The 246-nt window shown below is 48.0% G+C and carries 1 protein-coding gene; it reads right to left on the bottom strand.

The window, feature by feature from the left end:
• On the bottom strand, window positions 1-246 hold a 246-nt coding region (locus B4920_RS30190; protein ID WP_139379754.1), incomplete at both ends, for a hypothetical protein.

Genomic DNA, 246 nt, shown 5'->3' with positions numbered 1-246 from the left:
TATCGATTCATCATCACGGCTGATAATATTCACAGGGATCGTTTGAGCTGTTGGACCTTGGGTCGACATCTCGCCATCGACTTGCCATTGTTGATATAAGCCGCTGACACGAGGATCTTGGCTTAATTTATCCCGTACATCAGCCATACGGTTAGCACTGGGGCGCAGGTATAAATCGGCATGTAAGCGAGTTTCTAACCAACTTCTTAGGGTCTGCTCAAAGCTGCCCACTAGGGTATTCATCGC

The sequence above is a fragment of the Zoogloea sp. LCSB751 genome, from assembly GCF_002028455.1.
In the GTDB taxonomy this organism is placed as follows: Bacteria; Pseudomonadota; Gammaproteobacteria; order Burkholderiales; family Rhodocyclaceae; genus Zoogloea.
Note: the sequence above shows the minus strand (reverse complement) of the source record. Positions and strands in the feature narration are given on the sequence as shown.